Source organism: Streptomyces sp. AHU1, assembly GCF_045343905.1.
GTDB lineage: Bacteria > Actinomycetota > Actinomycetes > Streptomycetales > Streptomycetaceae > Streptomyces > Streptomyces triticiradicis.
On the sequence record NZ_CP174283.1, the window covers coordinates 15321 to 41270 of the forward strand.

General features: G+C 70.1%; 30 protein-coding genes. 25 read left to right on the top strand and 5 right to left on the bottom strand.

The annotated features are described in order from the left end of the window. The first annotated feature begins 80 nt into the window (after positions 1–80). The 14 genes from ACICHK_RS00105 (at position 81) to ACICHK_RS00170 (ending at position 9479) form a co-directional block, all read left to right on the top strand. Positions 81–407 (top strand): hypothetical protein, encoded by a 327-nt coding sequence (locus tag ACICHK_RS00105; protein ID WP_406834810.1) that lies wholly within the window; start codon positions 81–83, stop codon positions 405–407. A gap of 121 nt (positions 408–528) precedes the next feature. Beyond that, positions 529–912 carry a hypothetical protein gene (locus ACICHK_RS00110; protein ID WP_406834811.1) on the top strand — a complete coding sequence of 128 codons (384 nt, stop codon included), beginning with the start codon at positions 529–531 and terminating at the stop codon, positions 910–912. Positions 913–1075: 163 nt separating this feature from the next. Further along, a complete protein-coding gene (locus ACICHK_RS00115; RefSeq protein ID WP_406834813.1) occupies positions 1076–1588 on the top strand; it encodes a hypothetical protein in 513 nt (170 codons plus the stop codon). Then, positions 1585–1929, top strand: coding sequence for a hypothetical protein (locus ACICHK_RS00120; RefSeq protein ID WP_406834814.1), 345 nt, complete (start codon positions 1585–1587; stop codon positions 1927–1929). The genes ACICHK_RS00115 and ACICHK_RS00120 overlap by 4 nt, the downstream gene beginning before the upstream one ends. Next, positions 1926–2318: a hypothetical protein gene (locus ACICHK_RS00125; RefSeq protein ID WP_406834815.1), complete on the top strand. Its 393-nt coding sequence runs from the start codon at positions 1926–1928 to the stop codon at positions 2316–2318. Before ACICHK_RS00120 ends, ACICHK_RS00125 begins: the two co-directional genes overlap by 4 nt. A gap of 159 nt (positions 2319–2477) precedes the next feature. Then, entirely contained in the window at positions 2478–2627 is a 150-nt protein-coding gene (locus ACICHK_RS00130; RefSeq protein ID WP_406834816.1) for a hypothetical protein, read from the top strand. Between the two features lie 153 nt (positions 2628–2780). Then, positions 2781–3062 (top strand): hypothetical protein, encoded by a 282-nt coding sequence (locus ACICHK_RS00135; RefSeq protein ID WP_406834817.1) that lies wholly within the window; start codon positions 2781–2783, stop codon positions 3060–3062. Between the two features lie 236 nt (positions 3063–3298). After that, the gene (locus tag ACICHK_RS00140) at positions 3299–4342 is read left to right on the top strand and encodes a phosphoadenosine phosphosulfate reductase family protein (protein WP_406834818.1); all 1044 of its coding nucleotides are present in this window, start codon (positions 3299–3301) and stop codon (positions 4340–4342) included. A 126-nt stretch (positions 4343–4468) separates the two neighbouring features. Further along, positions 4469–5428 carry a hypothetical protein gene (locus ACICHK_RS00145; protein ID WP_406834819.1) on the top strand — a complete coding sequence of 320 codons (960 nt, stop codon included), beginning with the start codon at positions 4469–4471 and terminating at the stop codon, positions 5426–5428. Positions 5429–5472: 44 nt separating this feature from the next. Beyond that, positions 5473–5976: a single-stranded DNA-binding protein gene (locus ACICHK_RS00150; RefSeq protein WP_406834820.1), complete on the top strand. Its 504-nt coding sequence runs from the start codon at positions 5473–5475 to the stop codon at positions 5974–5976. A gap of 65 nt (positions 5977–6041) precedes the next feature. After that, positions 6042–6878: a DNA-processing protein DprA gene (locus tag ACICHK_RS00155; protein ID WP_406834821.1), complete on the top strand. Its 837-nt coding sequence runs from the start codon at positions 6042–6044 to the stop codon at positions 6876–6878. A 79-nt stretch (positions 6879–6957) separates the two neighbouring features. Further along, positions 6958–7509 carry a hypothetical protein gene (locus tag ACICHK_RS00160; protein ID WP_406834822.1) on the top strand — a complete coding sequence of 184 codons (552 nt, stop codon included), beginning with the start codon at positions 6958–6960 and terminating at the stop codon, positions 7507–7509. 10 nt (positions 7510–7519) lie between these two features. Beyond that, positions 7520–8749, top strand: coding sequence for a hypothetical protein (locus ACICHK_RS00165; protein WP_406834823.1), 1230 nt, complete (start codon positions 7520–7522; stop codon positions 8747–8749). A gap of 46 nt (positions 8750–8795) precedes the next feature. Next, a complete protein-coding gene (locus ACICHK_RS00170) occupies positions 8796–9479 on the top strand; it encodes a hypothetical protein (protein WP_406834824.1) in 684 nt (227 codons plus the stop codon). 129 nt (positions 9480–9608) lie between these two features. On the opposite strand, the gene ACICHK_RS00175 is transcribed toward ACICHK_RS00170, so the two are convergent. Next, complete coding sequence (locus ACICHK_RS00175; RefSeq protein ID WP_406834825.1) at positions 9609–9887, bottom strand: helix-turn-helix transcriptional regulator; 279 nt, start codon at positions 9885–9887, stop codon at positions 9609–9611. Between the two features lie 227 nt (positions 9888–10114). Here ACICHK_RS00175 and ACICHK_RS00180 point away from each other — a divergent pair, with 227 nt between their 5' ends. The 6 genes from ACICHK_RS00180 (at position 10115) to ACICHK_RS00205 (ending at position 14689) form a co-directional block, all read left to right on the top strand. Further along, positions 10115–10858: a hypothetical protein gene (locus tag ACICHK_RS00180; protein WP_406834826.1), complete on the top strand. Its 744-nt coding sequence runs from the start codon at positions 10115–10117 to the stop codon at positions 10856–10858. Between the two features lie 304 nt (positions 10859–11162). Further along, positions 11163–12569: a DNA cytosine methyltransferase gene (locus ACICHK_RS00185; protein WP_406834827.1), complete on the top strand. Its 1407-nt coding sequence runs from the start codon at positions 11163–11165 to the stop codon at positions 12567–12569. Then, positions 12566–13147 (top strand): hypothetical protein, encoded by a 582-nt coding sequence (locus ACICHK_RS00190; protein WP_406834828.1) that lies wholly within the window; start codon positions 12566–12568, stop codon positions 13145–13147. The genes ACICHK_RS00185 and ACICHK_RS00190 overlap by 4 nt, the downstream gene beginning before the upstream one ends. Continuing rightward, positions 13144–13461, top strand: coding sequence for a hypothetical protein (locus ACICHK_RS00195; RefSeq protein ID WP_406834829.1), 318 nt, complete (start codon positions 13144–13146; stop codon positions 13459–13461). The genes ACICHK_RS00190 and ACICHK_RS00195 overlap by 4 nt, the downstream gene beginning before the upstream one ends. Positions 13462–13553: 92 nt before the next feature. Beyond that, complete coding sequence (locus ACICHK_RS00200) at positions 13554–13892, top strand: hypothetical protein (RefSeq protein ID WP_406834830.1); 339 nt, start codon at positions 13554–13556, stop codon at positions 13890–13892. Positions 13893–14011: 119 nt separating this feature from the next. Continuing rightward, complete coding sequence (locus ACICHK_RS00205; protein ID WP_406834831.1) at positions 14012–14689, top strand: helix-turn-helix transcriptional regulator; 678 nt, start codon at positions 14012–14014, stop codon at positions 14687–14689. Positions 14690–14997: 308 nt separating this feature from the next. Here the strand turns inward: ACICHK_RS00205 and ACICHK_RS00210 are convergent, their stop codons facing one another. Next, a complete protein-coding gene (locus ACICHK_RS00210; RefSeq protein ID WP_406834832.1) occupies positions 14998–16473 on the bottom strand; it encodes a serine/threonine-protein kinase in 1476 nt (491 codons plus the stop codon). Between the two features lie 235 nt (positions 16474–16708). Here ACICHK_RS00210 and ACICHK_RS00215 point away from each other — a divergent pair, with 235 nt between their 5' ends. Further along, positions 16709–17410 (top strand): hypothetical protein, encoded by a 702-nt coding sequence (locus ACICHK_RS00215; RefSeq protein WP_406834834.1) that lies wholly within the window; start codon positions 16709–16711, stop codon positions 17408–17410. A gap of 194 nt (positions 17411–17604) precedes the next feature. On the opposite strand, the gene ACICHK_RS00220 is transcribed toward ACICHK_RS00215, so the two are convergent. From ACICHK_RS00220 to ACICHK_RS00230, 3 genes are all read right to left on the bottom strand, one after another. Further along, a complete protein-coding gene (locus ACICHK_RS00220) occupies positions 17605–18129 on the bottom strand; it encodes a hypothetical protein (protein WP_406834835.1) in 525 nt (174 codons plus the stop codon). A 652-nt stretch (positions 18130–18781) separates the two neighbouring features. Then, positions 18782–19651: a hypothetical protein gene (locus tag ACICHK_RS00225; RefSeq protein ID WP_406834837.1), complete on the bottom strand. Its 870-nt coding sequence runs from the start codon at positions 19649–19651 to the stop codon at positions 18782–18784. Between the two features lie 22 nt (positions 19652–19673). Beyond that, positions 19674–20744, bottom strand: a complete 1071-nt coding sequence (locus ACICHK_RS00230; protein WP_406834838.1) for a hypothetical protein — start codon at positions 20742–20744, stop codon at positions 19674–19676. Between the two features lie 715 nt (positions 20745–21459). Between ACICHK_RS00230 and ACICHK_RS00235 the strand changes: the two genes are divergently transcribed. Genes ACICHK_RS00235 through ACICHK_RS00250 form a run of 4 tightly spaced genes read left to right on the top strand, consistent with a single transcriptional unit; the run spans position 21460 to position 25917 of the window. Further along, on the top strand, positions 21460–22320 hold the full coding sequence (locus tag ACICHK_RS00235) for a conjugal transfer protein (protein WP_406834839.1): 861 nt from the start codon (positions 21460–21462) through the stop codon (positions 22318–22320). Beyond that, complete coding sequence (locus tag ACICHK_RS00240; RefSeq protein WP_406834840.1) at positions 22317–22649, top strand: hypothetical protein; 333 nt, start codon at positions 22317–22319, stop codon at positions 22647–22649. The genes ACICHK_RS00235 and ACICHK_RS00240 overlap by 4 nt, the downstream gene beginning before the upstream one ends. Continuing rightward, positions 22646–23212, top strand: a complete 567-nt coding sequence (locus tag ACICHK_RS00245) for a hypothetical protein (protein WP_406834841.1) — start codon at positions 22646–22648, stop codon at positions 23210–23212. The genes ACICHK_RS00240 and ACICHK_RS00245 overlap by 4 nt, the downstream gene beginning before the upstream one ends. After that, on the top strand, positions 23209–25917 hold the full coding sequence (locus tag ACICHK_RS00250) for an ATP-binding protein (protein ID WP_406834842.1): 2709 nt from the start codon (positions 23209–23211) through the stop codon (positions 25915–25917). Before ACICHK_RS00245 ends, ACICHK_RS00250 begins: the two co-directional genes overlap by 4 nt. Positions 25918–25950 lie beyond the last annotated feature (33 nt).

Sequence of the window (25950 nt, forward strand, 5' to 3'; positions counted from 1 at the left end):
CCTCACGCCCCACGGCCGGGGCACGGCGTGCCCCGGCCCCATTCCCTCCCGAACACGACCAAGCGCCATGGGAGTTCGTCATGCCATCACCCGCCCCCGCCGACCCCGAGGACACCACGGTCCGGCGAGACCAGCCCCTCACTCTGGCTCACCTGCGCCAGCTCGTCCGCACGGAGTGGGTGCGTGTCCCCGGCAGCACGCTGGTCGTCATGTCCGGCGACAGCGAAGGCAACCGTTACTCGCCGTTCAGCACCTACGGCCGAGGCCGGTACGCCCCCGTCTACGAACTCACCGGCGAGGTCTACCCGCTGGAGAGCGAGATGGCCAAGGACAAGGAACTGCGCGAGCTGTTCCCCCAGATCCCCAGCAACGCCGTCGCGGCCCTCGTCCTGTACCCGCTGGACTGACCGCCCCGCACCGCCCCGGCGGGTGCCACGCACCCGCCGGGCCCGGCCGACACCAGGCCACCCAGCCCCGGTCGCCAGATCCGGCGCCCGGCCCCCTCCCACCAGGAAGAGACCCCTCCCCATGACCACCACGCTCGACGAGGTCCGCACGTTCATCCGCGACCTCCCCGACACCGAAACGCTCGCCGTCGTCCAGGAAGCAGCCACGTCGCGACTGCTCGAACTGGACGCCGCACGGCGCCCGGTCATCACCCCCGGCCGCACCGGAAAGATCAGCAACGACATCCGACCGGCCTGCCTGCGCAAACTGACCGGCACCGTCCAGCAGCCCAACCGCACCAAGACCAGGTTCGACTTCCTCCTCACCGAAGAAGCCACCACCCTGCTGCGCCACCTCCAGGACTCGGACAACCCCCGCTTCAAGATCCCAGCGGGCGTGAAGCGCTACCGCCTGGCCAGGGTCCCGGCCACATGCATCGAACTGGACGACCCGGCCGACTCCTAGACGCCGCTGCTCCGGGGGCAGCCCACCGCGTTGCCCCCGGAGTCCGGCACAGCCCCTCTCCACAGACCCTCGCACGTCGGCGTGCAGGCTCCACGGCTCTCCGGCCGCGCTGCCCAACCCCTGTATCGCCCCAACTGCGCACCCCCGGAAGGGACAGTCCCCGATGCGTGTCCACCTGCACCGCTCTCAGCGCGACTTCCTGCTCGGCTGCTTCCAATCGAACCACCCGTCCGTGCGAGGAGGCCCTGCACTGCTCGCCGCCGTGCAGTCCGCCGGCCTAATCCGCGAGCACTGCTACGTCGAGATGGACGACGAGATGGTGGAGGCCGCCTCCTACCTGTTCCGCTTCGCCTCTCTGCGCAGCGGCCTCTACCGCGCTTTCTCCCGCAACTTCGACGCCTCCAACATCCTCCGCCCCCGCCAGCAGACGCCACGGAAGCGCCTGCTGGCCGCCCTGGAGGCGGGAGCCGAGATCCGCGAGGTCCGCAGCTTCCAGCCCACCTCGTACAAGCCGCGGCGCGAGGGGGACCGCACCCCCTGGGTTGTCCACGACCCCGGCCTCCGCAGAAATTTCCGGCTGCCGGACCGTGACGTCCACCCCGTGTGGCCCCTCCAGCCCACCGCCCCCGAGCCCTCCGCGGCGCACGCCCCGCTCTCAGACGAGGACCCGTCGTGATCGTTGAACTACTCGACCCGCTCGATGCCGCTTCGGTGCTCCGCACGGCAGTAGCGCTCTGGGAGGACAGAGAGCGCGAAGCCCTTTCGCCTGAGCAGCACGGCGCCGTTCACCGGGCCAGCCAGGCGATCACCACAGCCGACGCGGGCACCGTGCTGGCGCCCCAAAGTGAAGACGGCGTCGTGAACAACCCGGCGCCGCTCGCCCTCGCAGAAGGGTTCATTGCGATGTCTGCACGCCGCCGCTCGCAGGGCGGCCAGGACACCAGTGCTGCACGGATGGGGGCTGCGGGCCCGCAGCGTGGCTGGCCGGCGCCGACCTTCCAGGGAGGCATCCGGTGACCGGTGTTCTCCTGATCAGCGACGCCCGGGGGGACGATCCGGCGGGCTTGGGCCCGTGTCGGGTTCCCGCGCAGACGGCCACCGCCGCGCTGTTCACTTTTGACCAATTCCGCAGCGCCTCGCTCGTCATTCTCGACGACCGCATCTGTCAGACGTTCGTCGCGCGACGCATGCCCCGGCGACAGGATCTCGTCGTCGTCAACGCCCACCCCGACGACGCCACGGTGTACGGCCGGGCCGCCGCCTTGGGTGCCTCAGAGGTCCTCGCCGCTGGCGAGGGCTCCGACTGGCTGCGACTGAAGATGCACGCGGCAACGGACTGCCGGTATGCGGACTGGGAGTCCCTCCTAGGCCCCGGTCCTGACGGACCCGCACAGCCGGTCGGCTGATCCCTAGGCGCAGGTTGAGGGGGTAGCCACATTCGATTTTTCATCTATTATGGAAAATGGCGGACGGGACGCTACCCCCTCGCCTCTTCCGAGGGCACCCCGATACTTGTCGCCTTCGTCTACGACGCGGACGAGACCTCGTCATTCATCGACCAGCCGATGGAGCACCGCGCCGGTACCTGGCGCGTGACCTTCGACAACGGCACAAGCGAGCGCGACGTGTTCTACGGACGGCGCGCCGCCCCGGCGACCCCGACCGCCCTGTGCGCCGAGTTCATCGCCGAGTACCTCAGCGCCCCCTCCGCCTGACCCCATCTCCGCCGGGGCGCCGCGTGCGCGCATGCCCTGGCATGCGCCCGGCCTGCCTCAGACCCGCCAGATGCCCGAGGCCGGGCGGTGCAGCCCCTCACCTTGCGAGGCACCCCTCTGCACACCGTCGGCCGTCCCAGCGAAGGAGTCCACGTGAAAGTCACCTTGATCATGGAGCACGCCCAGCTCACCTTCGACGCGCCAGCGCCGGACCTACCGGTCGCCCCCGGTGCCTCCTTCGAACTTCCGCTGGCGGGTTACGTCGTGCACGCGGAGGTCGAGGAAGTCACCCTCTCCTACCCGGCATCCCGGATCGTCCTGGCGAGCCCGGCTCCCAGGGGCCGGAGCTTCCGGGACGTCGCAGCCGCCCTTGCCCGGACCGACTACGCCAGCAACGTGACGGCCGAGGACCTGGAGGACGACGGAGCCGACTGACCGGTGTTTCGGCAGGGGCGTGGGGCGAATCCCCGCGCCCCCCATCCCGCCGACCACAGGCCCGGGCGTGGAGCCCGCTTGCACCCAGTTCGGCCGCCGCTGACCGCCGCCCGGCACGCGCGCACTCCAGACCGCACCGGCCTCCCCCATGCCCGACAGACGCCCGAGGACGCACCATGCAGCCCCTCACTTCGTTCGACCTACCTTTCTCCCCCCAGAACCCGCCGCACACGCCCATGACCACTGCGCAGGCAGGGCCGAAGGCGCGGCAGAAGCGGAAACGGACGGTGCACGCCTCCGTTCCGTTCGTTCCGCGGACGACGGTGCCCGAGGAGCTGTTACGGGACGCCGACTGGGTCGTCGTCTCCAGTTCGGGCGGCAAGGACAGCCAGGCGATGCTCTCCCACGTGGCCCAGCGGACGAGGGCCCTCGGGATGCTGGACAAGGTCGTCGTCGTCCATGCGGACTTGGGCCGGGCAGAGTGGGCCGGTACCCGCGCACTCGCCGAGCTCCAGGCGCGCCTGTGTGGGGTCCGCCGGTTCGAGGTGGTTCGCGCGTCGGGCCCCGATCTCCTCGACCGCGTCGAGATCCGCTACGGCAAGCTCAAGACGAAGGCGGAGAGGGAGGCCCGCGAGGCCGGCGAGGACCCGGCGCGGGCGAAGGTTCCTCCGGCCTGGCCGTCGAGTTCGGCCCGCTGGTGCACCAGCGACGTGAAGCGGGGACCGATCCGGACCCTGTACACGCGGCTCGCCCGTGAACTCGCGCACCTGGCGCGGCCCGTGCGCATCCTGGCGTGCATCGGACAGCGGGCCGCTGAGAGCGACCAGCGGGCAAAGCTTGCCGCAGTAGAGATCGACCGCGGGGCGAGCAACGGCAAGCGGCACATCACCACCTGGCGGCCCATCCACGCGTGGAGCGACCGGAAGGTGTGGCGCGAGATCGCCCGTTCCCGTCTGCCGTACCACCCGGCATACGACTGGGGAAACAGGCGTCTGAGCTGCGTTTTGTGTGTCCTGGGGTGCAACAGCGACCTCGTGAATGGTGCGCGGCGCGTGCCGGGGCTCGCGGCGGCGTATGCGAGGACGGAGGTCACGGTCGGGGCCGACTTCAAGAAGGGCTTGTCGATGCGGGAGATCATCCGGCGCGCTCGGGTGCTCGACGCGCTGGAGGGTCCTGCGGCGCGGCCGCCGATGGGTACGGCGATGGCCGGGTACGTCGGGCGCGCGCAGACCAACAGGTACCGCAGCCGTCAGTCCGTGTTGTACGGCTTGATCGCCTGATCTCGCCGTGACGGCCTGGGGGCGCCGTGGGGGTGTTTCCGCAGGTGAGGGGCGGGTTCACACTTCACTATTTCAATCTATTATGAGCTTGTAGCTTGCTCGCCCCTACTCAGAGACGAGAGACCCGTGCAGCAGATCAGCATCTTCAGTCCGGCCATGAGCCTCGGTCCGGCCGGACCGTCACAGGATCGGGCGGACTTCTCTCCGCACCGCGGACGCGCCGACGCCCGGGAGCTGGCGGAGCGCGTATCGCGGGCCTGGCACGCGGAGCACATGCCGGACGGCATCCGGGTCCCGGTCGGAGTCATCGCTTCGCTCTCACAGCTCGCCGACGCGCCCGGGACCGAGGCGGCGCTCAGGGCACTGGCCCCGGAGGCGCTGTGGCGCCTGCTGGAACGCGTGTGGGCGGTCCGATGGATCGAGCAGCCCGAACTGGCCTCCTGGGCGGCCCCGTTGCACCAGTGGTTGATGATCCAGCCGTCCCTGCAACAGGCCCGCTCCGTGGCCGCGGTGACGCACGCCGCACTCGATGCCGGGTTACTGCAGCTGACCGGCACCCAGGACGCCCAAGCGCGCCGGGAGGCCGACCCACTGGGGGCGGTCCTGACGACCTTACGCAGCAAGGGTGCCCGCCAGGCGAACGCCGAGGAGCACACCCCGTCCGATGTCGCCGAGTTGATGGCGCGGCTGGCGCTGGGGCCGGACCTGCCCGTTTCGGGGTCGCTCTGCGAGCCGACGGCCGGCACGGGCGGGCTGTTCCGTGCAGCAGCTTCCCAGGCAGCGCAGGCCGGGCGTGAGGTGCACGCCTTCGAGTGGGCGATGAACGACGTCGACCCGCTGGCGGCGGCCAGCTGCGCCTCCAACGCGCTTACCTGGGATCTGGGCCCGAACGTCCTGGTGGGCTGCTCGGACGTCCTGGTCACACCCGACTGGGTATCGACCGCCCGCAGGGAGCGCGCGCAGATCCGCACGCGGCACGCCAGGGAGGTGGCGGACGCCCGGGCGCTCGCAGGCCTGCGAGCCCTCATGTCGGGGCCTGCGCCGGAGGCCGGGCAGGCCAGCCCGCCCCTGGGCAGGGGGGATTGACGCCCACCAAAGTGAATCTATTATGAGTAATGGAGGTGTTGTTCATGCCCAAGGCGCCCACTGTCCCGTTCGTCGGTACCGTCACCGGCTCTCCGGAGACACGGTTCACCGGCTCCGGTATCACCGTCACCCGCTTCCGGCTCACGACCGTGCCGAGCGAATGGGACGCCCAGGCCCGCCAGTGGCGCGACGCAGCACCGGTCCACTACATCTGCACCGTTTGGCGAGACCTGGCCCGCAACGCCGCCGAGTCCCTCGTCGACGGCGTGGAGGTCATCGTCCACGGCCGCATCACGGGCGCCCGCGACGGCGACATCCTGGTCAGCGCCGACGAGATCGGGGTGAGCCTGCGCGCCCGGATCGCCTACACCGCCGCCAGCCTCCCGCCCCAGGCAGCCCTGGTGCACGCGCCTCACACCAGCACCCCCGCTCCCCCGCCACCGGCAGTCCAGCCCGCCGCCGCAACCGCGCGGCCCGCGCCCGGCCCCGGCCACCCGCCGCACTGGTGGGAAGAGAAGCGCGCCGAAGGCTGGCCCCGCCGGGTGTAGGCCGCCGCCCGCCCTCGCGTCCTGTCCTTCCCTCCACGCCTTCATCCGACCGACGGAGATCAGCCGTGCCCTCATCCGCCCTGTCCGAGCGTGCCGCCCGTGCCGCGCTCGCGGCCAACTTCACCCCCGAGCAGGTCACTGCCGACCTCGCCCAGCACTCCCCTGCCGAGGTGTGGGAGCAACGTGTGAGCCGCGACAACACCGGCCGCCTGACCCAGTACCGGCCGGAAGCCGAGCTCGCCAACGCCCAGCTGACGTGCCGCTTCCTCATCCCCTCCGACCCGCAGTGGCCCGCCGTCCTAACCGATCTCGGCCCCGCGAGCCCGCTGGGTCTGTGGGTCCGCGGACACGACCGCTTGCACGAGCTGACCACGAGCGCGGTTGTCGTGACCGGCAACCGCGCGGCCGGCCCGGAGACCATCGCTCGCGCCCGGGAGTTCGCTGGGGCCATCGCCGAGAGCGGCCACACCGTCGCCGCGAGCCTCGCCTACGGCGTGGACGCCGCCGCCCACGAAGCCGCCCTGCTCAACGGGCCGACGCTCGCTGTCCTGCCCCGCGGCCTGGACCAGGCCCACCCCCACACCCACGCACCGCTCCTGCGGTCCATCATCAGCGGCGGCGGTGCGGCCGTCAGCCTCTACCGCCCCGGCACCGTGCCCAGCGGCGCAACCCTCAAGGCCAGCGCTCACCTACTCGTGGCCCTCGCCCACGCAGTGATCCTCATCGAGGCCCTGGACCACTCCCAGGCCCTGCGCACCGCGGAGGCCGCCATCGCGCTCAAGCGCCCCCTGCTGGCCCTCCCGTCCGACGGCGGCATCCGCTCCGGCGGCAACGCCTACCTGCTCGCAGAAGGCCTCGCTCGCTCCTGCTCCACCGCCGCCCGGGCGCTCGAACTCCTGTGATCCCACGCCTGCAAGACCGCCCGGGGTCCGGAACGCATCGCATTCCGGGCCCCGGGCTTGAAGAAGAAGGACCTCCGCCGTGACCACCTCCATCACCTGGAACGAGTTCGTCGACGCGACCGCTCGCATCCGTGAAGCCAACGACGCCTTGGCACGCCTGATCGCCGACACCCTCTCCGCGCAGTTCGGCGGTGCTGCCGCCTACCTGGTGCTTCATGAGGCCGAGTCCGCCGATTTCATGGGGCTCGTCAGCGTGCTCGACGCCAAAGGCTTCTGCCTCTTCGAGTTCGGCGACGACACCGCGACGCTGCCTCCACTGCCGCCGGGCTCCCCGCACGGCAGCGCATGGGGCAGCCGCGATCCCGCCGAGCCCTGGACCGTGTGCAGGGCCGTTCAGGGCCTGTACCAGACGGGAGCACTCTTCGACCGGCTGCCGCTGGACTGCCTGCCGCTGGCCTGCGAATCCACGGCCGCCGAGGAGCACTACTGCCTGCTGTTGTCCACCGCCGCGCGACCCGACTTCTGGGACTACGACGCTGCGGACACGGCGCGCCTGGTCCGGCCCTACAGCGCACCGCGGCCCCCCAGCGGCCATCAGGCCCCGCTCCCGATGCCGTCCGACTTCCGGTGAGGACCTCGTCATGCCGTCCGCGCGCACCACCTACACGCCGGCCCTGCCGGGCCTCACCGCTACCGACGACATCGACACGGTCATCAACTGGGGACTGGGCGCCGACTCGACGGCCTACCTCGCGAAGATGCTCACCGACCCGGCGGGCCACGGCATCGACCTGGACCGCACCGTGGTCCTCTACATGGCCACGGGCAGCGAGTGGCCCGAGACCCGGCTCCTGGCCGAGGAGTTCATGCTGCCGCTGCTGCGCGAGCACGGTGTCAGGTTCGTCCAGCTCGCCCGCAACGGGCATCTCGCCGCCGACGGCATCACCGTCCTCGACGACTCCCGGCGTCCCGAGCGTCTTCACGTCCGCGGCGCATGGACGCTGTGGGAGGAGATGGAGTCCGTCGGCACGGTTCCCCAGCAGGCCGGCACCCGTAAGTGCAGCTTGCGGGCGAAGGGTGACGTCGGTGACCGGTGGATCCTCGCCATCATGGGCGGGCGGCCCTTCCGTCAGATCATCGGCTTCAACGCGGATGAGGCCGGACGGTGCCTGAAGGACCAGGCCAACTCCAAGCTCCCCGGCCGCACGGGGGAGTTCCCGCTCGTCGACTGGGGCTGGGGCCGCGCGGAGTGCGAGAACTACCTGTTCGAGCGCTTCGGCGTGCGCCGCTGGCCCAAGAGCTACTGCACCTTCTGCTGCTACCCGATCTCCATGGGCTCACTGCCGGTGCACATGGAACGGATGCGCACCCACCCCGACATCGCGGGCGAGGTGCTGCGGCTGGAGTACACGGCGATGAGCCTCAACCCCAACGCCCGGCTGTACGGGAGGAAGAGCCTGCTGGAGCTCTTCGACCCCACCCGGGAACAGGACCGGGCCTGCCTGGAGGCCTTCGAGCGCGAGCTCGACATGCCCTGGGCCCTCTACCGCGTCCGACAGCTCTTCCTGCTGTCCGCCGACGGCAGCAACCGTCCGGTCATGCGCTCCACCGAGCGCATCGATCTCGGCCGGCCCCAGCAACTCGCCCGCAAGCTGGTCCGCGCGTCCCAGCGGCACGGCATCGACGTCGAACGTGATCACCAGTACGGGCGGGCCCGCGCCTGGCTGCGTCCCCGCGGCGTGGCCCGGCCGATGGCGGAGGAACTCTTCACCACCGCGCCCGCCCGTGTGATCGACAAGCGGGACAAGAACTTCGAGAAGCAGTGGCAGGCGCACCTCGCGGACGCCTCCGCGCAGCTGCCCCTCACCTGACCACCCCTCCCCCATCACGGTCTCGTCCGGAAGGACTCCCTCATGCATGCCCGCATGCCCCCGCGCCCTGCCCATCTCCCGCCTTGTACGCGCCGTGCTGTACCTGGCAACGCCCTCCGGTCCTGAGGTCCGGGCCGTCATGCAGGCCGGTCTGCTCGGCTGCATGACGACACCGGCCCAGGGCAACCTGATCCCGGCCGGCGCCCGGTACGCCTGCGACAACGGCAAGTTCGGCAAGGGGTGGCCCGGCGCCGGCGCCTGGTTCGCATGGCTCACCGCCACCGTCCAGCGCTACGGGCCCGACCTCTGTCTGTGGGCTGTGGCCCCCGACGTCCCCATGGACGCCGCGGCCACGCTCGCCGAATCCCTGCCCTGGCTGGGACGCATCAGCTCGCTCGGGATTCCGGTCGCCTTCGCCGCCCAGGACGGCAGCGAACAGGACGGCCTCATCCCCTGGGACGCGATCGACGTGCTGTTCCTCGCAGGCTCCACCGAGTGGAAAACCTCACCGGCCGTCCACCGCCTGGCCCAGCAGGCCCGCGACCGCGGCCTGGCCGTCCACATGGGCCGGGTCAACTCCCGCCGCCGGCTGCGCATCGCGCAGGCCTTCGGCTGCACCACTGCCGACGGCACCTACCTCGCCTTCGGCCCCGACACCAACCTGCCCCGCCTCCTGGCGTGGGTGCACGAACTTCACACCACGCCCACCCTGTTCGGAGACCTGACGTGACCCCCTCGACCGCCGCGGGCGCACCCCTCACCGGGAGTTCTCGCCCCGGTCCCGCCTGCCCCCGCCTTGCCGGTGAGCGGCGGGCATGTTTGGGCCCGCGTCCCCTCGACACCGGTCACACGCGGCAGGTCACCTGGGCTCGGAATCGGTGATCAGGCTGTTCAGGTCATGGAAGACCTCTTCCACGTCGACGCGGAGGGCGTCAGCCAGGGCGAACACCTTGTCCACGGACACGTTGCGCCGGCCGCCCTCCACTCCCACGTAGAAGACGCGGTTCATTCCGGCGGCCAGCGCCAGCTGGGCCTGGGACAGGCCCGCGCGGCCGCGCAGCTCCTTCAACCGCCTGCCAAGAGCCTGCCGGCGCGCCAGAACGGCGGGGTCGGCGGGGTCCGCTGGCTCGTTCGGCATGAGCAAACGGTATCCGACACAAGGGGTGTCGCCTATACGCGACACCGGGTGTAGCTTATAAGCGACATTGAAGTTGTTTCGCTCTGCCCAGCCCTCACCTCAATTCCTCATCAGGGGTCATCGCGACGGCCCTCGATCAGCTGTCGAACGGTGAACACCCCTGATGTCACGCCGACGGGCGCTCACACGCACGCCCTGCACGAACCGACCCGAACCGGAGGAAGACCGTGGCTCTCCCGCCGCCGACCGACGAACAATGCATCAAGCTGTCCACCTTGCTGGGCGACGTCGAGCCTGCCCCTGACAGCCTGGTCCACCAGCTGGCACGGACCGTGTACGCCTGCATGAACCTTGACGACCACCCGACCCTTCACGGCCTGAGCCTCACCGTGCTCATGGGCGAGGAAATGGGGCCCGTCCTGCGCCGTCTGCTGGACGCCGAGGCCGCGGTCGAGCGCCTCACCGCGGAGCTCGGCACGCTCCGCCGTGCCGCAGCCGGCAGCATCGGTGCCGCCGTGCGCAGCGTCCATCAGCGCGGCCATGAGGTCGACCTGCCGATGCCGCTCCTGGAATTCCTCACCGGCGCCGCCGAGAGCGCCGCCCTGGCCGACCCGGGCGCCCTGCCTCGGGACGGGTTCGAGGTGGTCATCTCCCGCTCCGGTGGCAGTCACACGATCGCGGAGGAGGTCCGCTGCATTCGGTGTGGCGGTATCACCACGCAAGGGGGGTTCGACGGACAGGGCTGGACCCTTGAGCGCCTGGACCGGCTGGCCGACCGGCACCGGTGCCTTCTCAGGGTCACCGTCGACGCCGCGCTGGACGAGATCCAGGACTGCACGTGTGTGGAGTTCTGCAACGAGGACCCGAAGACGGCGTGCAGCCTCTCCGGGCGCCGCCATGTGCACCCTGCCGGTCAGGGAAGCGGGTTCGGGCCGTGCCCTGTTCATCCCGACGCCCCCGGCGACATCTGATTCACCCGTGCACCCGAGGCAGGGGCGCGGCCTGCTCTCTCGCAGGCCGCTCTCCGCACCGGCCGGTGAACGGCACCACCTACCGACGGGCTGCCGCTCCCATCCTGTCCCGCCAGGCGATCTCCATGGGCACTTCCGCCCGCGTCGACCCGCCCGCGGCAGTGCAGCCACGAGCCCAGCGTCGCGCGGGTGGCCAGCGAGCCGGACCCCACAACACGGCGCGCGAGGCGCCCGTTCGCAGCTCTGCACCGGGCCATTCCTCGCTTCACTTCCCGTCCCTTGACTGAAGATCAGGAGTTCGATCGTGCTCGTCACTCTGACCGATCTGTTCTGTGGCGCCGGCGGCTCGACCTGCGGCGCCCTGCTCGTCCCCGGCGTTCGGGTGGTGATGGCTGCCAACCACTCCCGGCACGCCATCAACACCCACCAGCACAACCACCCGACCACCGACCACGACTGTGCCGACATCTCGCAGGTCGTGCCGACCCGCTACCCGCGCACCGACATCCTGTGGGGCTCCCCGGAGTGCACACACCAGACCCGGGCCAGCGGCCGCAAGCGCGGCCACGGAGAGTTCAGCGGCGGCCTGTTCTCCACCGACGGCACCGACGAGGCCGCCATCCGCTCCCGGGCCACCATGCACGACATAGCCCGCTTCGCCGAGCACCACCGCTACCGAGCGATCATCGTTGAGAACGTGCCCGACGCCCGCTGGTGGGGGCCCGAGGAGGCGCCCGGGTTCGCCTTCGACAACTGGGTGCGCAGCGTGGCCCTGTGGGGCCCCTACGAGTACCGGATCATCTACCTAGACTCCGCGCACGCCCAGGCCGCCGGACCCGGCTCACGCTCGCGCCGGCCACGTATGTACGTCGTCTTCTGGCGCAAGGGCGACCGCAAGCCGGACTTCGACAAGTGGCTGCGCCCGTATGGCATCTGCTCACGGCACGGCTGGGTCCGTCTCATCCAGGTGTTCAAGCGGACCAGGGTGTGCAGCCCGGAGCGACCGTGGGGTGTCTACGGCATCAAGAACGGCCAGTACTGGTACCGGTGCCCCGACCGCCGGTGCAGCACCACGCCCGTCGAACCGCAGGTGCGGGGCGCTGCCGAGGCGATCGACTTCACGCTGCCCGCGCGGACCATCGCGGAGCGGAACAGGCCGCTCGCCCCCAACACCATGCGCAAGATCCGCGACGGATGGGACACGTACCGGCAGCTTCATGGCGGGGGCGCGCTGATCGAGCCGTACATGATCGAGCTGCACGGAGGCGGGTCGAAGCACCGGCCAGCAACCCGCCCCATGTCGACGCTCACGGCCGGAGGCCTCAACCACGGAGTCGTCTTCGCCGATCCGGCAGCGCACGCCCTGCTGCCGTACTACGGAAACAGCTCCGCACAGCCGGTCACCGCCCCCATGCCCACCCTCACCACCCGAGACCGACACGGGCTGATCGGCTACGCCGCCAGCCTGGAAGAGTGCCGCTACCGGATGATCCGGCCCCGCGAGGCAGCCCGGGCCATGGAGTTCCCCGAGGAATTCGTCTTCCTCGGCGACCGTGAGCAGACGATCGAGATGATCGGCAACGCCGTCACCATCAACGCCGGCCGCGACCTGGTCGGCATGGTCGTGGAAGCCCTGACGGGCCAGGACATCGACCTCCCTACCCGGAGCGGACCCGTCCTGGCGGTCCCGTCGGGCGGGGAGGCAGCGTGAGCTCCTCGACTCACCTGCTGCCGTTCGAGCACACGCCGGAGGTGCCGACGGTGTCTCCTTGGTGTCAGCGGTGGCGCGAGGGAAGGCACTCCTGGCGGCATCTGCGGGACGGCGGGTTTGACGCCCGGCGCTACCGGGTCGACGTCGTCCCTGAATCGGTGGCCAAGCCTTTCGTCCTCACCCACCACTACTCCCACTCCTACCCGGCAGCGAAAGTCCAACTGGGCCTGTTCGACGTCTCCGGACGGGCACGGCGCCTCACCGGCGTCGCCGTTTTCGGAGTGCCGGTCAGCAGTGCCGTCCTGACCAAACCGTTCCCTGACCTGGAGCCCTTCACCCAATCCGTCGAGTGCTCCCGGTTCGTGCTCCTCGATGAGTGCCCCGGCAATTCGGAGAGCTGGTTCCTCGCGCGCTGCTACGCCGCACTGCTCGAGGACGGCGTGCGGGGCGTCGTCTCCTTCGCCGATCCCGTCCCCAGGCGCACCGCCTCCGGCATCCTGGTGATGCCCGGACACGTCGGGACGATCTACGCCGCCACGAACGCCATCTACGCCGGCCGAGCCACCCCCGGACCGTGAAACTCCTGCCCGACGGCACGGTCTTCAACTCCCGCACCGCACAGAAGATCCGCCGCCAGGAACCCGGCCACGGGTACGCCCAGGAACAGCTCATCGCGCTCGGAGCTCCGCGGCCGCGGCCCGGCGCCGACCCCGCTCTTTGGCTGCGCGAGGCCCTGGCCGCGGTCGGCACCCGCAACGTCCGTCACCGCGGCGCCCACCGCTGGCTTTTCCGCCTCGGCCGCACCGCCTACGAACGCGAGCAGATCCGGCTCGGTCTGTCGGCACAACGTCCCCACCCCAAACAGCCCGACCTCGAGCACGTCGCTTCCTGAATGCCTTTGGGCGCAGTCCCTGGGGCCCGCCTCCGCACATCCCACCTCACCGCCCCCCGTTGGCGGACCGCCTGGAAGGCATACTGAGTGTTATGGCCACCGTCACTGAGCTCCTCCTGCAGCTCGCCGCCGAGTCCGCAACGTCTGCGGATGCACGGTTGCGGCGGCTGCTGTACGAGGGCAACGCTCTCTACCACCAGGGGCTTGAGGAGATGCGCAGCGAGCTCGCGGATCGCTCTCGCGGGGTGTCCACCAGGCAGCTGTGCCTGGACAGCGAGGAGGCGGGCTTTCCCGGTGCCGAGAACCGGGAGGAGGCGTTGAGTCGGCTGGCTCTGGCCTCGTGGCAGCACACGCCGGGCGCGATGGCGTTCGACGAACTGGCCGCGCACGCTGCGCGCCAGGGGGTCTGCCTCCTCGCTGAGAGGTACTGACCCGGCGCAATCGTCGAGAATGATGGCGCCAGCCGCTGGACACCCCTCCGAAATTGCTGCCATTATGGGTTTTGGGTCGGAGGGGCCGGCCCGTCTCGCTCAGAACGGATGCGACCACCATGGCCGGCAAGCCGAAGAAGCAGGACCCCGTCGACTCCAAGGAGCTCGCCGCGGAACTCGGTCTCAGCGTCGGTCGCATCAACTCGCTGTACGCCGAGCGCGAGAAGAACGACTTCCCTGCCCATGTCGACCAGCGCGGCCGCGCACGGCTGTGGGATCTGACCGAAGTCCGCGATTGGTACGAAAGCAGGGAGCCCTCACGCCTGCAGCAGCTTTCGCTCGCTGGCGGGGATCCGGACGAGCTCCTGAACGCCGCGCAGGTCGCGAGGGAACTGGGGTACAAGAACCGCAGCCAGATCACCACCTACCTGATCGAGCACCCCGGCTACTTCCCGGAGCCCGACGAGGTCGAGGATCTCGGCACCTACAGGCGGCAGAAGTGGCGACGCCGAACCATCGCCGACTGGCGCGCCAGTCGGCCGGGCAAGGGCAAGCGGACAGGAGCGACGCGGCAGGCGCCGGCACTGCCCGACGTGCCGGCCGACGGCGACCCTGACGAACTGCTGGCAGGAACACAGGCCGCGGCTCTCCTCGGCTTCAAGAGTCTCAACTCCTTCAGCAGTTCCCTCTCCCAGGGCAATCTGCCGCTGCTGGAGGAAACCGACGGGCTCTCCGACCGCGGCAAGCGGGCATGGACGCGCCGGCGCATCCTCGAGCAGAAGGCGCAGCGCGGCTGACGGGGCAGGTATGTACACCGCCTCCACAATCGCGGTTTTCGGGTATGGGGCTCGTTGTCCTCGCTTGGGCCCGGAGACTGCACGATGGCTGGTATGACGCGGCTCGCCACCACGTCCCGCGCTGGGCTTCAACCCCGGCGCGAGCCAGCCGTCACTCACGGAGCCCCGCCCAACTGGGCGGGGCTCCACCTGTTGAGCATGCGACTCCTTGGAGGAGGCAGCGCCAGAGAGGCCACCGAGCCAGCCAGGCGAGCGGCTCCCTCACTGCTTAGCTGTTCGCTGGGGCCGCCCGGCGGCCCCAGGGGCGATCATCGCCTCCAGGAGTCGTGAGGGTCGCGTTCGGGCATGCGGCTGGGATGGGCGAGTTGGCCGGTCGCCGCTCGGGCGAGCCAGTCGGCCCACCGGCTGATGAACTCGTCCAGGCATCCGAGGACAAGCGGAGTGAAGGGCCAGGCCACCTGAAACATGGCCATCTCTCGGCTGACGGCAGCAAGTGATTCCCGGTGCGGGTCGCGTGTAAAGGGCTCCGTGGTTCCGGTGACGTGCCGCAGCGCGGAGTTCATGAAGGCGGTCTCGAACCACTGGTACTGGCCTTCCGTCTGCGCGTCGGCGTACCAGAGGGAGTGACTACGGCCCTCGTATCCGTGGTAATTGGCGCGGGTCTTCAGGGAGAGGGTGGCGGACGCGATGACGTCGAACGGCGCCGGATTTCGCGTCAAGGTGGGCCAGTCCTTGGGGTCGGTCTCCTTCGGCCCGGACAAGGTCAATTGGGCGTCGTTGATCCGGACGGTCCAGCCTCCCTGGTTGCCCCTGCGGACCTCCGCGCTGGGGGCGGCGGTCGTAAGGGTCGTGAGGAAGGCATCGGCGATGAAAGAGAAGGACGTCGTCGCGGCCTCGAACAGGATCCTACGGCGGCCGGCCTCAGTGGCGTGCTCCGAAGCCAAGCGGTCATCTTCGGCTTGGCGCGCGACCGCGCCCTGGTTGGCCTGTGCGAGCGCGGCCAGCCCGCCGGAGAGCGGGGCCGCTGAGATCTGCCCCAACCGGGCAAGGACGTTACCGGGCGCCGGGCGGCCCTGCGGGGCCCGGAAGAGACACTCGGTGATCAGCGCCGCCAGGAGGGGTGGAGCGGTGGTGAGGGGTGGCGCGACTCCGTGCAGGTGCTGATCTTGGTAGTCGTACTCGTACGGTCCCGTGAAGGGCGGGGTGCCCTGCAGAAGTTCGTACGCCAGAATGCCCAGGGCGTAGATGTCGCTGGCGCTGGTGGCCCGCTGGTTGTTCCAGCGTTCGGGGGCCATGTACGCGAAGGTGCCCGCGAGTTTGAAGGTGCGCTGCGCGGTGGTGGCTTCGGCATAGCGGGCGATGCCGAAGTCGGCGACGCACCAGCGGCCACCGAGCAGCAGGATGTTCTCCGGCTTGAGGTCTCGATGAACGACCTCGCGGTCCTTGAGGTCGGCGAGTGCTTCGGCGACGTCGGAGAGGACGGCGACCACCTCGTTGAGAGGCAGTCGGCCGTGCTCCTGGAGGTGGTCGCGCAGGGACTTCTCCGCGCGGGGCATCACCAGCACCCATTGGTCTTCGCGCTCACCACTGTCGATGACCGGCACCACGTTGCGGACGCCATCCAGGTCGGTGAAGAGCATCTCGCGCTCTGCGCCCGGCGCCTTGGGCACGAGCTTCACCGCCGCCTTCTCGCCAGCGATGTTCTCAGCCTCGAACACGGAGCCGAAGCCGCCGTCCCCGATGCGGGCGCCGACGGCCCACTCCTCGTTCAGTGCCAGTCTCATGGTGCGTGTTGTCTCCATCGTCAACAACTGTCCCGTGAAGGCGGCTTCGCCCTGCTTCCATAGTCTCAGCCATCCCTGACACCGGCGGGTCCCTGTTGTCCCGAGCGCCCCGAGGCAGGCCGCCCACCTGGCCCAGGACGGGGAACCGACGAAATGCGGCTCCTTGAGTGACGGAATGCGTGTTCGTAGCCATCAGCACGGCGGTCGCAGCTTGGGCATGCGAGGATCGCTGGTTGTGGCAGAGGTGTTCACGGTAAAGCTTGAAGTGGGATCACGGGCTCCCGTTCACGTCGTGGCTGGGTTGGTCGCAGACTTCAACGTGGTTACTCAGGGCGCGCTCGAAGTTGCGACCCATGTGGCGGAGGCAGAAGCCGACGCTCACATGGTGCGGCTCGTACGAGAAGGCGGAGTCACTGCTCTTGTGCAGGAAGCTCGCCGGAGAGAGCTCCCAGTCGCAGTGCAGGCAGAGGGGCGCGATCTCGAGCTCCTTGAGCATGATCTACAGGAGTGGCTGTATGGCCCTCCTGACCGTGGCTCACGTTCGCTGTACTGGCTCCTGCTCGGTCCAAGCCAGCGCTACGACCCACTGCCAAGTCTCGTGGGGCAGTTGCGTTCAGGCGAGATGGCGCGGCGCATCCCCGACGTGCCGTACCGATTCGGATCCATCAGGTACAGCAACCCGTTCGTAGTGGAGATCATCACTGCTCTCGGCGGCGCGGCGGGGCTGGCCGCAATTCTCGGAATCATCCGAGACTGGAGCCCGCGGCGTCGTCGGCAGCAGCTTGAGAACGAAGATCTGCAAGACGCGAACTGGTTCAAAGCGCAGCTGCGTCGCGCATACCTGAAAGCGGTCGAACGGGGGGAGGCACCCCCCCTGCCCCCGCCGACCTGGACAGACTCAGCTCTGCCGACTTGGCCTTGGCCGTCGACCGTCTAGCAAATCGGGAATTGGAGGTACAACACTCCAGCACTCCCGATGAGTGATAACCCGGGGACCCCACCCCGAGATGTCGTCAGCCGGGAAATCGCTTACGCGACCACGGGATCTCCACAGAGGGCACCGGGTAACCATGCAGGTCACAGAGTTTCGTCGGTGACCCAGGACGACGCCGCCCACCAGCGGTCCGGCTGTCAGCTGCCGTCGTGGGCGACGTGCCGGCCAACAGCGGTCCAGACCGGCTCGGCCGGCTCTTCGGGCACGGCGCCGGTGAGGCCGTCCAGGTGCTGGACGGCCTCATGGGTGATGTAGCGGTCAGGGTCGGGGGACTGCAGGTAGCGGCACAGCAGGTCGGGGTCGAGGTCCTGGCGCTGGAGATAGGCGGCGAGGGTACCGACCAGGAGGTGGTTGTGGGCGAGGGCGTCGGTCAGGGGGTACAGGACCAGGCGCTGCCACTCGGTCATGCTGACGCCGTGCAGGCTCTGCAGGTGCTGGGCGCGGGCGAGGTAGGCGTTGATGCGACGGCAGTGATAGTTCACCAGCGCCAGCAGCTCCGGTGGCACCTCCTCGCCCACCGGGCGCGGGGCGGGCTCGACCGCGCAGGGTGCGGGCACGGGCGGCAGGGCGTCACGGATCTGCTGCAGGCCCGCGTCCTGCTGCGGACCGCGGGGGATCTCGCTGCGCCGCTGCGGTCGCTTACGCGGGTAGGTGGAGGTCATGGCCGTGCCGTCCTCGCGGCCGGGCCCACGATCCGGCGCCTGACGGGTGGCGTGGCCACACGGGCGGGGCGCTGTGAGTGACGCGGCGCGTCTGGGGCCTACCTGTCCGCGTCAGTCGTGGGCTGATGCAGCACTCGGCCGGGCACCGTCACAGCGCGAATAAGGAGCGGCACCAGCCAGGACAACGACGGTCGTCCTGCCCAGGTCACGGCCCGGCGGCCGGCCGGCCGGGGCCCGGTTGCTCAGCGGCGTGCGAAGGCCGTGGGCTGGATGCTCTTGCGGGCAGGTGCACCGTCTCGGCTAGGACCTGTCTCTTTGACTTCGCGCTGATCGCGCTACGTGCGAGGGTGAGGACCATGCCGCAGCTTGGTCACCGCCTCCGGGCCTTCAAATTCAGGTTCGGGCTTGTCCCGACGAGCTTCGCCGCATGCCTTGAGACAGGTGGCTCGGCTCTGGAGCACGCCATGGCGGATAAGGCGACGCTCTGTGGCATTCCTCAGCGCCAGGTGACGGTCTATCGGCACCTGTTCGCGGCGAGGAGGTCCGGGAGGTGCTCAGACTGCCGGGCGAGGGCAGCCGAGGCATCGTCCAGGCCCTGAGTCAGCCTGGGCGGCGGGCACGGGATGGGTGAGCCAGGTGACCACCTCGCCGGTCAGGTGCTGGAGCCGGTCGAGGGTCTGCGGCGTTCGTGCCCGCTGCCGAGCAGGTAGGGGCCGAGCGGGCTCTTCGCGCGACCGCGATCGTGCTCCGTTGCAGGAGGCCCGCTCAGGCAGGCGCGGATCGCGGCCACCTGGTCGACGAGCTGGACCATCAGTCGCTCGCGGAGAATGAGCGCCCCGGAGACAACGCGGGTGTCGTGCTCCTGCAAGAGGTTGGCGGCATCCCACAGCATGTGCTGCCCGACCTGCGCCGAGCGCCGCAGCTCGTAGCAGTCGCTGCCGTCGGCAGCCTGGTCAAGGAAGCTCTGCATGCTGGTGAGGCGGTGCAGGTAGCGGACGGATGCCTCGCCGTCGACGGTGCGGACGTGCTGCCTGGCTCGAGCGTCCAGTGGCGCGGGCAGGCACTCGGTCAGAAGCGGTGCGAGCAGCATGGCCGGCCACACCACTTCCCAGGGAAGGCCGTGGCGCAAGGCGAACAGGCAGGCGGCCAGGCAGGCGAGCGCGGTGATGGCCGTGCAGGCTCGTAAAGATCCGGGGATGCAGGGCGCAACCGCGATCCGGTGGGCGGGGTGGCGGGTCAGCCAGCGCAGGGCCAGGCGCTGGCAGCGGGTCGCCGTGGGGGTAAGGATCCCGACGTACAGCGGGAGGTCGGGAAGGCTGCCGTCGGCGGGGACGGGCCAGGCGAGCCAGCCCCATCGTGAGGACTCGTGCACCAGCGCGGGCCGGTAGTCGGGCGAGTGGTCGCGGACGTGGCCGCTCGTGCGCAGGGCTCGTGAGCGTTCGACCTCCCACCGGCCCGGGTCGTGCAGGAAGGGGCGCCGGTGCTCCGGGAATGCGGATGTGATCTTGCGGCTGTCCGTCACTGCGTCGTCCTTCCTTGGCCAGTCAGGTGGAGGTGCACGTCGCGCAGCGCCCGTCGCCGTCGGGGTGGGCGCGCCTGCGGGTGGGGCCCGGGCAGGTGCGGCACAGGGGCCAGTCGAGGCAGGCGGGGCAGAGGTCTTGGCCGTCGGCTCTGCCGGGCCGCCCGCAGCCGGCGCACTCGGTCAGTGCTCTGAAGGTGAGGGCTTGGCTGACCGTTCGCGGCTGGTGGGATGCCTGGTCGGTGTCCAGCTGTCCGAGCGTGGGCGCGGTCGCTGTCCAGGCTGATGGTGGCGGGAGGGCTGCGGCGGCTCGGATCCGGGCGCTCACGATGGCGCCCACCGAGGTGTGGATGTCGTCGGGCAGTGGCCGGCCGACGATGACCTGCTCGATTCGGGAGGGGCTCCAGCCCGCGTCGAGCATCTGGGTCACTGTCGCTCCCTGGTCGGCGAGGGTCGGGCCGGTGAGGAGGTAGGCAGAGTGCCGTGCTCCGATCGACAGCAGTACGGCGACGCCCGGTGGGAGCTGGCTGCGGCTGGGCTGTTCGTCTCGGGGCGCGGGGTTGGGTGTGTCCTCGCGCGTGCTCGCGCGCGCGTTAGGGGCGGAGGGACGGACGGATCTGGTGTTCTGCTCGGTGGTCTTCTTGCTCCTGGTCTTCTTAGGGGCACTGCCGCCCAGTGGTGGATGGTCCTGTGGTGGATTTCCCGATCCTGGTGGTGGCCTGCGGGTTTTCTGCCGGGTTGGCGGCGTGGGGGATGCGGTCTCGCCGACGAGGTCGGAGAGGTGGGCGGGCATATCGGTGATCGCGTAAACGGCCTCGGCGAGGGTGCCGTCCTCGCGGCGTGTTCGCTCCCGGGTGAGGTAGCCGAAGCGTTCCAGCTCCTTCAGCCCGGTGGACACCGCGGTGGTCCCCTCGGTGCCGCTGCGCGCGAGCATCGTTACCGTGACCCGCCAGCCGTCCTGGTGGGTGGAGATGAGCCCGAACAGGCCTTTGGCCTTGAAGGAGATCCGCGGGTCGCGAAAGAGCGCGTTGGAGATCTGGGTGAACCGGTCCCCCGCCATCGCACCGCGCCTGATTCCGGCGCCGAACCCTTTCATCAGGCACCCCCGGCGCAACGGTCCGGGACTCGCCGGGCGGCAGGCGGCAGCCGGCCTGCGCAGAGGACGTGCCGTACTGCGACGTTCAGTTGGGTTGCTGAGTGGGCGAAGTCCATGTCGCGATCTCAGCCCGCAGGCCCCACCGATCTGGCACCTGCCAGACCCACATGCGCATCACGATCCGGCGACAGCAGCAGTGGTGGACAGGAAGACCCTCCCGTGGCGGCGCGACTCAGCCGTGCGCACTGGCCGCGCGTCAGCCTGCCTGAGAGTTGCGCAGTGAGAAGTCGAGACGCACCGGAATTGCGCACCGTACCCGTTGCGCGGGCCGTGATGCCGACCCGTGCGCAACACGGCGACCGCATATCCGGCAGTTGCGCAGTGGGCCGTCTACGGGTGTTGCCTTGGTTGCGCAGCCGGTGGATCCGAGGGCGTCCATCGCGGTCGACTCACTCTCTCAGGGCTCTGATCGCTTGCGTCTGGGCGAGGAGTGGTGGGGGTTTTGGTGGGGCCCCACCAAAACCCCCACCGGTGCTTCGTACCGCGTTCGTGATCGTGGTCGGGGCTTGATGGTCGGCAGTTCGGTGGGGGGCGACCGCTTGTCTCAGGTCAGCACCGAATCTGTTCTGACCTGGGAGTGTTCGAGATGGCATCAACGAGCCAGCCACGCGGGGGGCAGGGCCCGTCGTCGGTGGCGGGCATTTCGCTGCGTCGCATGCACCGCAACGTCCGCATCGGCCGGGCGGGGGTGTGGGCGGCTGTAGCCAGCGGTCCGGTCGCCCTCGCCATCGCACTGATGCCCACCTCAGCCGCGGTACCGGCGGCGGCTTCCAAGCCCGTCCCGCAGGCGGCTGCGCAACCGGCACAAGACCCGTCCGGCTACGCGGAGCTGTTCGTGTCGTCGTGGCTGCGCAGCAATGCGCGAGACGAGCAATCTGCGCAGTCCCGCCGCGCACGGGTGCTGGCTCCGGACGTTGCGCTGCCCGAGCCGGCTGCCGCTGTGCAACTGCGCCTGGAGGGGGTGTGGGCGGTGCGCAGCGTGCAGCACGGCCGCGCCTGGGTGGTGACGGTGGCTGCGCAGTACGCGAACGCGGATGTGCGCTACCTCGCGGTGGAGATCAACTCCACTGCTGGGGGCGGGACGTTCACGGTCGCTGGTACCCCGGCTGTGGTGGCCGGTCCGGCAGCCGGTACGGCTTCGGGCTCTCACTTCCGCGTGAGTGTTCCTTCCGGTCCTTTGGCGTCGACCGCGGCTGAGTTCCTGCGGACGTACCTGACGGGGGCCGGGGAGGTCGAGCGTTATCTCGCGCCGGGAACGTCGCTGAGGGGGCTCGAGACGGGTGCCTTCACCTTCGTCGAGGTGGAGGAGGTCATGGCTGCGGATCAGGCTGCGGCAGCCGCGAAGGTGCCCTCCGACCGGACGCGGGTGCGCCTTGAGGTGTCGGTCACCGCTCGCACCGAGGACGGCGGGAGGTGGCCGCTCAGGTACGCGATGACGCTGGCCGTGCGTGATGGACGGTGGGAGATCGCGTCCATGGACTCCGGCGCTGGCTCGACGACGGGGGGTGCCCGATGAAGACAGCGCACTCGCTGATGATGGCCGGGCCCCTGCGGGACTTGGGGAACTCCTGGATCGACATGCTGCAGAACTGGGTGACGCGGGGCCTTCCGGTGGTGCTGCTGACGATCGTGGTCGTGTACGCGCTGCAGCGGTTCTCGTTGAAGGCGGCGATCGGGGCGCTGCTGCTGATGGTGATCGCGCTGGGCATCTACCTGGCCCGCAACACCTTGGCGGGGATGGTCCAGGACGAGGTCGACCATCCGAAGTCGGCGCCGGCCTCAGTGGTGCAGCCCTGGTCTGACCCCGGCGTGGTTCCGGCCCTGGCTTCCGGGAGCACGCTGTGAAAACGGTCGCGGACACGGAGCGGGTGAGCCGGTACTACACGAGAGCTCGTCGCCATCCCTGGGTGCTGGGCAAGGTCGGCGACTTCAAGCTGCTGCTCGGCCCGTACACGCCCGCGCAGATCGTCGTCGGGGCTGTGGGCGCGGTGCTGCTGGGAGCGACGACCTCGTGGTGGCTGTGGATGGGGCCGCTCCCGCTCATCGCGTGGGTGGCAGCGATCTGGCTGGTGCGTAGTCCGCGCATCGCCGGGCGGGCGCCGTTTTCGGCGGCTGTGGGATGGCTGTCTTTGGCGGCGCAGCCCGCGCCGGGGCGGCTGAACGGGCGGGCGGCCCGGGACGCCCGCCCCACCGCCCTGCACGGCGGGTTCGGCATCGAGGTCCTCGAGCCTGCTGTCCCCGGTCCTGCCCGCACGGTCGCCCGCGTCCGTGAGGAGCGGCGTGTGCGTGCGCCGCGGCGGGTGGCCCGCCGTCCGGTGCCGGTGACCGTGGTGCGCCAGCCGGCCCGCACGGCAGTGGAGCGGCTGCTGGTCCAGGCGGCGGCCCGTCATGAGGGGGGATCACTGTGAGGGTGCCGATCCGGCACATCGCCGGTCATCTGGTGTGGACGTCGCACGGCACGGTGTGGGCGCTGTACCGGCTGCATCCGGGCCCCGGTGGGGACGGCCTGCACACCGAGTCGGTGCAGGGCGCCTATCTGCCGGCGCAGGTGCGAGACGAACTCATTGCGCAGGCTGCGCACTTGGTGCGGTCCTTGGCGCTGGCCGGCTCGCCTCGCCTGTACGGGTTGTGTGCGCAGGTTGATGCCGGTGAGGTCGCCCTGAAGATGCTGAAGGGCGCGACCGCGTCGGCGGCTCCGGCCTCGTCGTCGGGTCTGCACCCGTGGGTGGAGGTCGCGGATGCTGCGCTCGATCTTCTGGGCGACCAGGAGATGCATCACCGGACGTTGTGGCTTGCCGTCCCGTTGGCCGCCGAGCGGGGCAGCATGCAGGTTTCTGCGGCCGTCGGCGCGTTGTGGGCCGAGCTGTCCGCCTCGCTGGGGGTGAAGCCTGCCGCGGTGACCCGCCGCGACGTGTCCGCCTACCAGCAACGGGCGGAGCAGGTCGAGCACCAGCTGACGGGGTCGGTGGCGTTCCGGGCAGCGACGCCTGCGGAAGTCGTGTGGATGGTGCAGCACGTGCTGTGCCGGGGCCTCGATGAGCCGCTGCTGTCTCAGGCCACGGCCAGCAGCCTGTACGGCGGGCAGGTGCGGGGCGAGTTCCTGCAGTCCCCCAGCTACGCGGATCTCGGTCAGGTGCGGTTGCTGGAGGGCGGTACGGACGGGCAGCTGGCCCTGGCGCAGGACCAGGTGGACGAGGACGCGGTGAAGGATGGTCGCCGTCCGCGCGGTGGCTGGGGGGCGAGGGGCCCGTGGTGGCGGCGCGGTGACAGCTCGCCGCTGGTGCGCCGCTGGCTGCAGGTGGAGACCGAGCAGGGAGTCGGCTACCAGGCGCATCTGGCGCTGGCAGAGTGCCCTCCGGCGGTGAGTGTGGAGTCCGCCGATCTGTTCGCGCAGTTGGAGTCGCTGGAGTTCCCGGTGGACTTCTGCGTCGACCTGACCATCGTTTCCGCGGACAAGGCGCGGCGTCAGGTGCAGCGCAAGAAGACCGAGCTGGTCGACCAGTCGGACCAGTACGAGGCGCGGCCCACCGGCATGCCGGCGTCGTTACTCAGTGCGGCCCGTGACCTGGGGGATCTGGATGCCCGGCTGGCTCGCACAAGTGTCGAGGTGGAGGTCCAGTCCGTGACGACGCTGACGGTGTGGGGGCCCGATCCTGCGGTGTGTGACGGTCGGGCGCGGGCGCTGGCCTCGGTGCTGGCGATGGCTGACTACCGGGCGGTTCGCCCCGCCGGGATGCAGGAGGCCTTGTTCACGCTCGGTCTTCCGGCCGCCCCGCGGCCGCCTGCGGTGCGTGAGTTTGTCCAGCACCAGGTGTCGGAGGACTGGGCGATGCTGGCGCCGCTGACCTTGAGCGAGTGCGGTGACCCGGACGGGATGCTTTTGGGCGTCGATCTGGACTGCGGGACCACCCGGCCGGTCCTGTTGAACGTCGCTGACGCGCCGAAGGCCGATGCTTCGGCGTCGCTCGCCGTCGTAGCGGACCCGGGCGCGGGCAAGAGTGTGATGCAGAAGCTGGTGACGCAGGCCGTCGTGGACCGCGGGGGCCGGGCGATCTGTATCGACCGGACCCCCCTGCGGGAGTGGGCGACCTTCGCACGCAGTGCGGCGCCGGGCCGCTGCCAGGTCATCGACGCGGCGGCCGCGGGGCTGTCCATCGATCCGCTGCGGATGTTCCCCGGGCGGGCGCAGGGCACCCACTACGCGCTCAGCTACCTCACGCTGCAGTTGGGCATCGGACCGATGACCGTGGCCGGCGGGATGCTGCACCGGGCGGTGGAGCTGGCCGCCGTGAGCTCCCGCCCCTCGATGCAGCAAGTCATCCTCGAGCTGGAGGAGATGGCGGCCACCGCGGAGGGCCCTCGCAAGGATGCCGCGGCCACCCTCGTGGATCTGCTGCGGATCGTCGCGTCCACTCCGCTGGCCGCGATGGTCTTCGATCCGGACCTTGAGCCGGTACAGCTGGGCGACGACGCCCGGGCCGATTTGATCGTCATCACGACCGCGGGCCTCACCCTGCCTCCGCGGGAGGCGCTGGCCAATCCGGAGGTGCTGAAGCAGCAGCCGCTGGAGGCCCTGATCGGCCGGGCGGTGCTCTATCTGATTGCCGCGATCTCCCGGCAGACGGCCTTTGAGGATGTGTCCCGGTTCTGCGCCATCGCCATGGATGAGCTGTGGTGGCTCTCCAGCTCATCGGAGGGCGAAGCTTTGATCGGTGAGGTGCTGCACGACGGCCGCAAGCACTTCGCCGGCCTCATCGCCGGCGCCCAGGACGCTCTGGAACTAGGCAAGGACCGGGGGCTGTTCGCCTACCGCGTGTGCGGGCGCACCAGTGACCGGGAGCGTGCCCGGCGGGCGCTGGAGTTCGTGGGGCAGCCCGCCAACGAGGACATGCTGCGTCTGGTGACAACGGGGCTCTCCCCGGTCGGACACCGGGGCCGGGAGGGCGAGATGCTGCTGACCGCGCCCCGGATGAACACCTCCCGCGTCAAGGTCCTCATACCCCGCGTGCAGCGGCTGGCCGCCGGGGTGACGACCACACCCGGGGACCGGCCGGAAGACGCTTCTCCAGCGGCCGGTGCGGGGTCCGGCCGGGATGCGGCGGGTGCCCTGTGAGGTGGCGCCGGGGTGTGCGGGTGTGGGTGGTGT

Excerpts from the sequence above, each read along its gene's own strand:
- ACICHK_RS00105 (WP_406834810.1), top strand. The coding sequence starts at position 81 with ATGCCATCACCCGCCCCCGCCGACCCCGAGGACACCACGGTCCGGCGA.
- ACICHK_RS00110 (WP_406834811.1), top strand. The coding sequence starts at position 529 with ATGACCACCACGCTCGACGAGGTCCGCACGTTCATCCGCGACCTCCCC.
- ACICHK_RS00115 (WP_406834813.1), top strand. The coding sequence starts at position 1,076 with ATGCGTGTCCACCTGCACCGCTCTCAGCGCGACTTCCTGCTCGGCTGC.
- ACICHK_RS00130 (WP_406834816.1), top strand. The coding sequence starts at position 2,478 with ATGGAGCACCGCGCCGGTACCTGGCGCGTGACCTTCGACAACGGCACA.
- ACICHK_RS00140 (WP_406834818.1), top strand. The coding sequence starts at position 3,299 with ATGACCACTGCGCAGGCAGGGCCGAAGGCGCGGCAGAAGCGGAAACGG.
- ACICHK_RS00150 (WP_406834820.1), top strand. The coding sequence starts at position 5,473 with ATGCCCAAGGCGCCCACTGTCCCGTTCGTCGGTACCGTCACCGGCTCT.
- ACICHK_RS00165 (WP_406834823.1), top strand. The coding sequence starts at position 7,520 with ATGCCGTCCGCGCGCACCACCTACACGCCGGCCCTGCCGGGCCTCACC.
- ACICHK_RS00170 (WP_406834824.1), top strand. The coding sequence starts at position 8,796 with ATGCCCGCATGCCCCCGCGCCCTGCCCATCTCCCGCCTTGTACGCGCC.
- ACICHK_RS00175 (WP_406834825.1), bottom strand. The coding sequence starts at position 9,887 with ATGCCGAACGAGCCAGCGGACCCCGCCGACCCCGCCGTTCTGGCGCGC.
- ACICHK_RS00200 (WP_406834830.1), top strand. The coding sequence starts at position 13,554 with ATGGCCACCGTCACTGAGCTCCTCCTGCAGCTCGCCGCCGAGTCCGCA.
- ACICHK_RS00205 (WP_406834831.1), top strand. The coding sequence starts at position 14,012 with ATGGCCGGCAAGCCGAAGAAGCAGGACCCCGTCGACTCCAAGGAGCTC.
- ACICHK_RS00210 (WP_406834832.1), bottom strand. The coding sequence starts at position 16,473 with ATGAGACTGGCACTGAACGAGGAGTGGGCCGTCGGCGCCCGCATCGGG.
- ACICHK_RS00220 (WP_406834835.1), bottom strand. The coding sequence starts at position 18,129 with ATGACCTCCACCTACCCGCGTAAGCGACCGCAGCGGCGCAGCGAGATC.
- ACICHK_RS00230 (WP_406834838.1), bottom strand. The coding sequence starts at position 20,744 with ATGAAAGGGTTCGGCGCCGGAATCAGGCGCGGTGCGATGGCGGGGGAC.
- ACICHK_RS00235 (WP_406834839.1), top strand. The coding sequence starts at position 21,460 with ATGCACCGCAACGTCCGCATCGGCCGGGCGGGGGTGTGGGCGGCTGTA.
- ACICHK_RS00240 (WP_406834840.1), top strand. The coding sequence starts at position 22,317 with ATGAAGACAGCGCACTCGCTGATGATGGCCGGGCCCCTGCGGGACTTG.